The sequence below is a fragment of the Methanobrevibacter curvatus genome (assembly GCF_001639295.1).
Classification (GTDB): Archaea; Methanobacteriota; Methanobacteria; order Methanobacteriales; family Methanobacteriaceae; genus Methanoflexus; species Methanoflexus curvatus.
In genome coordinates this window covers 1-9,159 of the sequence record NZ_LWMV01000225.1, presented here as the reverse complement: position 1 = coordinate 9,159, position 9,159 = coordinate 1, and the positions used below count along the sequence as shown (strand labels likewise).

At 22.1% G+C, this 9,159-nt stretch carries 5 protein-coding genes; all 5 read left to right on the top strand.

Translation table 11 applies throughout. From position 1 onward, the window contains the following. Nucleotides 1–697 precede the first annotated feature (697 nt). The 5 genes from MBCUR_RS09595 to MBCUR_RS09575 all read left to right on the top strand — a co-directional run bounded on the left by MBCUR_RS09595 (nucleotide 698) and on the right by MBCUR_RS09575 (nucleotide 6,257). Entirely contained in the window at nucleotides 698–1,645 is a 948-nt protein-coding gene (locus tag MBCUR_RS09595) for a replication factor C small subunit (protein ID WP_067092735.1), read from the top strand. Nucleotides 1,646–1,816: 171 nt separating this feature from the next. Continuing rightward, a complete protein-coding gene (locus MBCUR_RS09590) occupies nucleotides 1,817–3,301 on the top strand; it encodes a replication factor C large subunit (RefSeq protein WP_067092733.1) in 1,485 nt (494 codons plus the stop codon). 398 nt (nucleotides 3,302–3,699) lie between these two features. Beyond that, on the top strand, nucleotides 3,700–4,821 hold the full coding sequence (locus MBCUR_RS09585; protein WP_067092731.1) for a hypothetical protein: 1,122 nt from the start codon (nucleotides 3,700–3,702) through the stop codon (nucleotides 4,819–4,821). Nucleotides 4,822–5,326: 505 nt separating this feature from the next. After that, a complete protein-coding gene (locus tag MBCUR_RS09580; RefSeq protein ID WP_067092729.1) occupies nucleotides 5,327–6,040 on the top strand; it encodes a PD-(D/E)XK nuclease family transposase in 714 nt (237 codons plus the stop codon). Beyond that, nucleotides 5,973–6,257: a hypothetical protein gene (locus MBCUR_RS09575; RefSeq protein ID WP_157077741.1), complete on the top strand. Its 285-nt coding sequence runs from the start codon at nucleotides 5,973–5,975 to the stop codon at nucleotides 6,255–6,257. The genes MBCUR_RS09580 and MBCUR_RS09575 overlap by 68 nt, the downstream gene beginning before the upstream one ends. Nucleotides 6,258–9,159: the final 2,902 nt, after the last annotated feature.

The following is a 9,159-nucleotide window of genomic DNA, read 5'->3' as shown; positions in this document are numbered from 1 at the left end:
AAATAAAGTTTATAATTAATGATATTTTTTAAAAACTTTCATATTCATTTATTTCTCAATCTAAATAACTATAATATATATTTTTTTAATAATAAAATTATTAAAGATTATTTTAGAAATTAAAGACAATAACAACTTACATTTATGAAATAGATTGATATTTAAATAAATTATTGATTAGAATCTTTTCTTTCGGGACTATATTTTAAAATAGAAAAGTTATGCATTAAAAAATTCAAGTTTCTAATAGCATGTTCAATATTCAGAATAATTTACAATAGAAAATTCCAAACTTAGTTAAATGTTGAATCACATATACATGGTGGGGCATTAATAGTACAATTTTGATGTTTTTAAATAATTTTATTTTCATTTTTTTTATATAAATTTTTTCTGTTTTTATTTTTTTTTTATTTTACAATAATCATTAAAATTATATACTTTGACTGACATAGGTTATAATTACTAATATTATGCTTAATTTTTAATGGCTAAAAATTATTTAATACAGAAATTTCATATAAGTTTCATATAAATATTGCAGAAATATTAATATAAATTCAATTATTATTTATTTATCAATCACATTTTAGCTAGTTTTTAATAAATTTTAAGATATAGATGTTTTTTATAAATAATTTTATAAAATATTAATAAATTTTTAAATGATTTTTATTTTAAATGGTTTGGTGAAATCATGGCAGGACCTTGGGTAGAAAAGTATAGGCCACAAAAACTTGAAGATATAGTAGGACAACAGCACATTGTTAAAAGATTAGAAAAATATGTTACCCAATCTAGCATGCCTAACTTAATGTTTACAGGACCAGCTGGGGTAGGTAAAACAACTACCTCACTTGCCCTTGTTAAATCTATTTTAGGTGATAATTGGAGGGCAAATTTTTTAGAGCTAAATGCTTCTGATGCAAGAGGTATTGATACAGTAAGAACAAATATTAAAGAGTTTTGTCGTTTAAAACCTGTTGGTTCTCCTCTTAGAATTGTATTTTTAGATGAAGTTGATAATATGACAAAAGATGCTCAACACGCCCTTCGTCGTGAAATGGAAATGTATTCTAAAACTGCTTCATTTATTCTATCTTGTAATTATTCCTCTAAAATTATAGATCCTATCCAATCAAGATGTGCTATTTTTAGATTTGCACCAATTAAAGGTCAAGATATTCTAAAAAGATTGGAGTTTGTCACTGAAAGTGAAGGTTTTGAATATGATGAAACAGCCATTCAATCTATTGTGTATTTTGCTGAAGGAGACATGAGAAAGGCAATAAATATTTTACAGGCATCAGCTTCAATGGGAGAAAAAATCACTGATGAAAACATTTATGATGTAATTTCAAAAGCAAAACCGCAAGATGTTTCTTCTATGGTTTCTAAAGCATTAAGTGGAGATTTTATGGGTGCAAGAGAACTTTTAAGGGAAGTCATGGTTTTACAAGGAATATCTGGAGAAGACATGGTTAATCAGATTTATCAAGATGTTACAAAAAGAATCATGGGCGAAAAAATGGCTGATGATATTTACATGGATATAATTGAAAAAATAGCTCAGGCAGATTTTAGAATCAGAGAAGGTGCCAATCCACGTATTCAACTTGAAGCTCTTTTGGCTCAATTTTTATAATTTTTTTTTTTTAAATTAATGTTACTTAATGTTAATGTTTATTAATTTTTATATATTTTTACATTATTTTTATTATTTTTATTCATTTTAATGTTACTTTAAGATATTTTTATAATTTTTTAAAATTTTATTTAAATATTTTGAATTTATCATTTTGTTTTATGTGAAAACATGTTATGGACAGATAAATATAGACCACAAAGTTTTGAAGAAGTTGTTGGAAGTAAAAATACTGTTAGCCAAATTAAAAATTGGATTAATAAATGGAACAACAATGAAGCCCAAAAACCATTACTTCTAACTGGTTCTGCAGGTATTGGAAAAACTACCCTTGCTTTAATAATAGCTAAGGAAATAGGAGAATTTGTAGAGCTAAATGCAAGTGATAAAAGGTCTTACGATATTATTATGGAAACAGTTGGTGAGTCTTCATCTACTCAGTCCCTTTATGGAAAGTCTCACAAGCTAATAATTATTGATGAAATAGATGGTATTTCAGGAAACGATGATAGAGGTGGAACAAGAGCAATTAATAAAATAATGGCTAACACCAAACAACCAATTATAATGATGGCAAATGATTTTTACTCTAAACGATTAGCTACTATTAAAACAAAGTGCTTAGTTATTAAAATGCCTAAAATCAGATCTCCTACAATTACCGTTGCTTTAAGAAAAATAGCAAAAAATGAAAACATTGAAGTGGAAAATGATGCATTAAAGGAATTGTCAAAAAGATCTAATGGTGATTTACGTTCAGCCATTAACACCTTTCAAGCTATGGTTAGTTATTCTAATTCTTTAACTATGGAAGATTTAGATGATTTAGAGTACAAAGACAATACTTCTAATATTTTTGATTCTGTAATTGCTGTTTTAAAAAGTAAAAATGTGAAGCATGTTAAAGAAGCTCTATTTTCCATAAATGAAGATCCAACACTTGTAATGGAATATATTGCAGAAAACATTCCAAGAGAGTACACAAATAAAAATGAAATTAAAAAAGCATATGAAATGATTAGTGAAGCAGATTTTTTCTTTGGAAAAGCAAGACAAACAAGAGAATATACTTACTGGAGATATGCATCAGAATTTATGGGTTCAGGTGTAGCTTTAAGTAAAAAAGAAACATATAAGAAATTTTCTAAAATCCAATCACCAATGGCTTTTAATTTAATGGCTAGATCAAGAGGAAAAAGAAAGTTAAGAGATGAAATAGCTGAAAAAATTTCAAAAAAGTGCCATGTTTCAAAGCAAATAGCTATTTCTTACTTTCCATTAATGGAAATCATTTTTAAAAATGACCTCTGGGCATGGGAGTTTTCAGACTTTATTGGTTTAGATGATAGTGAAATTAAGCATTTTAGAACTAAGAAGATACCTAAAAAATTGGTTAAAGAATTAGAATATAAAAAAGCCATTGCTCTTCAAAATAAATACAAAAATTCTTTAAGTGAAGGAAATAATGAAGATAGGAACAATACAAAAATTGTTGATGGTAAAATAAATAGTAAAAATACTGATAATATCCATTTTGATGATAAGAAAAAAGGTAACAAATCTAAAAAATCAAAGGACAAGCTTAAAAAAACTGAAAATAAAAAGGAAACTAAAAAAACAGAGTCTAAGTCTCAGAAATCTTTATTTGATTTTTAATTTTGATTAATTTGATTTTTTATTTTATTTTATTTTTTTATTTTATTTAGTACTTTGTCTCTTAAAAATATATTCTTAAATTTAATTAGAAAAAATTTTAAATATTAAAAATGTATTAATAATTCAGAACAGCTTCAATTTTATTTTATTTTTATAAAAAGATATTTAAAAAATATTTAAAAAAATTTTATAAAATAATATAATTACTTTTTTTTTATTTAGTTTTATTTGTTTATGTTTAGTTTTATTTAGTTTCATTTAGTTATATTTTAGTTATACTTGGTTTTATTTAGTTTCATTTAGTTATATTTAGTTATATTTGGTTTTATTTAATTTTATTTAGTTATATTTAGCTTTATTTAGTTTCAGGTGAAATAATTCAAAGGAACAGAAAAATTGTGTTTATTATAGTTGGAATTTTACTAATAATAGGATTGGTTCATAGTTATTTTGCTATTAGTTTGAATCTATCTGAAAATGAAAGTATTTTGATTGTGGATAATAACAATGCACCACCATTTGTATATTTACATAACTTTTCAAAATCTCTTGGCTTTTCAAATGATAATCCTATTGAAAAACAAGCAAACATAATTAAAACAAACCATTCTACAAAATATACATTTATTACCAAGTATTTTCTTCCAGATAGATGGAACAACCTTGATTTAAAGAGTAGTACAAATCCTAATAGGGGTATCAATAAAACTCAGTACTGGTACAACTGCCAATCAATTTGTATAGATAAAAATAGCTTTTATATTTTTTCATCTTCTGGATACAATAGAAATTTGGGCTTTATTGTTAAATATGATATGAATGTTTTAGATAAGTATCCAATTGAAACATTGAGAGAGTTAGGACTATATTCAAATTTATCTAAATCAATTGACACTAACAACAAGGATTTTAAATCAATTAAAATAGGTGAAAATTTTTTATATGGTCATGGTCAATCATTGACTTATGATAAAAAAACAGATTCTTTGTGGATGATTAATGATACAGATTTTAAAGGCAATGAAACAAAAGTTTTACAAATTAATAAAAACACATTAAAACCAATTAAAGAACATAAATTTAAGGTTAAATATTTAAATAGATATTTAAATGGCTTTAATACATTGGCTTTTGATGAGGATGGTTTTTTTTACAGTGAGAAAATAATTAAAAGTAAAAATAATCCTAAAGGAGATACATTAATAATTAGGGGAAAAATACATGAGTCTGGTATTGTTGAAGTAAAACCAATGGCTTTAATTAAAAACAGACCTGGAACCATTATTCAATCCATAGCCATTAATCAAAAAAATAATAAGCTTTATTTAGTTTCTGATGGAGCTATTTACTCCTTGCCTTTAGATAAATTAAATGATAAGACATTAAGAAAAGAAGATTTTAGATATTCAACTTTTAACAGTGAAAGAGAATTTGAAGGATTAAGCTTTGATGGAAATGGAATAGCTTATTTATTAATTATTCGTGGTCCAGAAGTTTTAGTTTCTTCTAATTTTAATTAATTTTTAAGATAATGTATGACACTGTAAAGCATGGGTTTTTTGCTATCTAGAATTTTTACAAAGTTATAATAAAAATTTCAGAATCTATGTATCTATTGAAATTCCTGAGATTAGAATATTTTAGAATACATAAATCCTAATTTTACTGTATTATTTAATAATTATTTTGCTTTTTAATGCTTTTTTTTTATTCAGTATTTTATTTTTTAATAATTGTTTTATTTTTTTAATGTTTTTTTATTTTTTATTAGATATTTTATTTTTTAATGCTTTTTTTATTTTTAATAATTATTTTATCAGTTTAATAAACAATTTTATCAAATATAAGCAAGTTTTATATAGTATTTAATAAAATAAAGTACTATATGGAGAAAAATAATTATTTTATTAATTATTTTATTAACTATATTTTAATTAATTTTTAATTATGTTTTTCTCTTAAACTTAGTAACAATAGCTATTTTTCTATTATATGGTAAACTTGACAATAAAGAAAGGAAAAAACATGAAAGCAAAAAAAATAAATCATGATACATGGGATTACAATCCTTTAAACGACTTTCTCTTCAAAAAAACCTTAGGAGAAGAAGGATGTGAAGAGCAACTCAAAGGACTAATAAATGCAAACTTAAAAGCAAAAAAAGAACCCTATCCTAAAACAATTGAAATATTAGAAAGTAGAATACTAATGCCAGAAATAGATGGATTAAAAATTAGTATACTAGATTTAAAGGTCAAAGATGGAAATAATGACATTTACATAATAGAAATGCAACAATTCAAGACCCCAGACTTTAAACTAAACAAACTACATTATTTAACCTCCGAATTCTCTAGATCAATAAAAAAAGGAGTAATACTCATCCCAGAAAATGTGAATAAATACACATTAATACTAATCACAACATTCAAAATATCAAGAAGTGAAAAATACAACCGAAAGTTTAATATTGCAGAAACAACAGATAATAATTCACAAGGCGAAGTATACACAGACAAACTAAAAATCATAAACCTAGACTTAAAAACCTACATCCAAAATATTAAAAACTGTGAGACCAAAATAAACTACAACGACGAACTACATCAATGGCTAATATACTTCAACCAAGAAAATCTTAACAAAAAAATACTAAAAAAAAGTGGTAAAAATGAACTCCCAAATAAAAAAAGCACACAACAGAGCAATAGAAGTTATGCGAACACCATCAGAACATAGGGAATATGAAAAAATAGAACAAATGAAAAGAGAATACCTTGGACACCTACATTATGCAGAAGAAGAAGGAATAGAAGAAGGAATAGAAGAAGGAATGAAAATAGGTAAAGAAGAAGGAAAAATAGAAAATGCTCGTAAAATGAAAGAAGATAATCTTTCTTATGAAAAAATAAGACAATATACTGGTCTTTCAATTGAAAAAATAAAAAAAATATAAAAAAATTATATTATTTCAGATTAAGAAAATTTTTTATTTAATTCTTTAATTTATTTTTCATATTTCAAAATGTTTTATCTTTTTTCATTCTGGAATTTGGTTTTTTCTTCTTCTTCATCTTTTTTTAATTTCTTTTTTTAATATTTTAAATTTTATACTCTTAGATTTGAAGTGATATATTAATTATATGTTTTATATTCAGGGTATTTAATAGTAATTTTCAGTTTTTGGCGACTTATAATGTAGATGCTCAAGATATTTTTTTTTTTTATGTGTAGTACTGGGCATTTGATTTCAGTATATGATAAACTTTTATGAATTTAAAAATTTTTAAAATTTGATATTTAATAAATAATTAATCATAAAACTAAATTAAACAAAATCAAAAATTTGAAAAGTTTCATAATGACTATAATTTAAATTGCACATACCCATTTCTGTAAACTTAAGGAAAAAGTACTAAATTTTCTATTGTAGACTTTTATTTTATCTACAGAGACTGTGCATCAATTTGAAAATCTAAGTTTTTTAATTTAGTTGTTTGGGTTAAAATTAAAGTTATAAAGTTATAATAACTTTTATTATAAAAATAAATATAACTCTTTAATAAAATTCTATTTTAATTAATATTAATAGATATTTAGTGAAAATAATTATTTAAATGTTTGATTTTTATTAGTTTTTAAAATAGTTTATTTTGAATTTAACAAATTAATATATGTTATTTATTAATTACATTTATTTTTAAATAGTTACTTTTTTATAAAAACATGTATTAATAATTTACATAGATTTTAACATATTTTAATTAAATATCTATTTTTGCAAAAAATAATTATTGCACAGAATCTACAATATATAAAAAAATTATTTATTTTTGTCATGAAAATTATATTAAAAATTCTTAAGTTGATAAGTTTTCTAAGTGCGAAAATTTTGCTGCTTCTATTTTATCTATTTTTTTATTTTTTACTGATTCTATTAGTTTTTATATCTTTTTCATAACCCTATGATTCTATTATTTGACTAAGTTTGGACTTTTTTTTTTTATGGTAAATTATTTCAAATAGTTGAATATTCTATGAAATTTAAGTTTATTTAATATATGCTTTTATTATTTTTTAATTAGATATAATTCTCTTTTGGACTTAAATATTTTTTGACTTATGTTGTTTATAATTTAATAAATGTAAATATTTTTTATAATTAAAATATGAAAATGAAATTTTATTTAAAATCCTCTAAAATTACACTATTGATTTCCCACCATGTATATGTGGTTCAACTATTTGATTAACCTTGGACTTTTTTTTATTGAAAATTATTATAAACATTGAACATTTTATATGAAATTAATTTTATTTAACACATAATTTTATTATTTTAAAATTAGGATATACTTTATTTTTTGAATTAAAAATTTTTGAATGCAAATTACTATGTGGTTATAATTTAATAACTATAAATATTTTTTTTATTAAAAAATGAAGATAAAATTTTATTTAAAATCCTCTAAAATTGCACTATTGATTTCTCGCCATGTATATGTGGCTCAACTATTTGATTAACCTTGGACTTTTTTTTTATTGAAAATTATTATAAATATTGAACATTATATATGGAATTAATTTTATTTAATATATAATTTTTCTATTTTTAAATTATCATATAATTTTATTTTAGAATTAAACATTTTATATATGGTTTTAATCTAATACATGTAAATATTTTTTTATTAAAAACATGACAATGAACTTATTTAAAATCTCCAAAAGTGTACTATTGATTTCCCACTATGTATATATATGATTCAATATTTGACTAAGTTTTGGCTTTTTTATGGTGAATTGTTATAATTATTGAATATTTTATGTGAAATTTAATTTTATTTATCCATAATTTTATTATTTTAAAATTAATTATAATTATATTTTAGGATTAAATATTTTTATATTAAAAATGAAGATAAAACTATTTAAAATCTCCAAAATTGCACCATTAATTCCCCACTATGTATATGTGTTTTAGCTTTTTTTTCCTCGTAAGTGCATTTACTTTTGATGTCCAGGATTAGCTGTCATGAATGTTGTATATTTAGCATACTGTTTATTTATAAAATAATTGTTTAAGTTATATATGCTTTATATATAGTGATAAATACATATTTTAATAACTATAAATATTTTTTTACTGAAAATTTAAATATAAACAAAAAAATCCCAAAAAACATCAAAATATAAAAAAAATAAAATTAAAAAAATTACTGAAGTTTATTGAAATTTTTTAAGAGGAATTTTTAAATCATTTGAAAATGTATTAGATAAATTAAATAAATTTACATCAATTTTAATAGAAATAATATTCAAATAAATAATTCCAAAAGTCAACAGACTCACAGAATACATGAGGAGATAATTTCATACTATAAACATTTAGAAAACCGAATAAAATACAGTAAGATAAAATACTATGAAATTAAAATAAAACATATAAGAATAGAAAGAATATTAGGATATTTAGCACTCAATATGATAAAACAATTAATATAAGAAAAACTCCACAATTTTTTACAAGCTCTAAATAACAAAACATTTTTATATGTAAACACACAAACATATTGATATTTAATTGAGGATTTTAATAAATAGTTTTTCAGATATTAGTAATATAATATTTGTAAAAACAATACAGAAAAAACTATTTTTTAAAACTTATTGTTAAATTTTTTAAGGAAAAATATATTAATTTTATGTTTTTTATTAATACACATGTATATAAACATGATAATATCCTAATGCAAATCATATTCCATTTTTTATTTAATTAAGTCTGTGTAATGTCTATTTTTCTAAATAGATTTTTAATTAAAACATGTTAAAATCTCTGTAAATTATTAATAGAT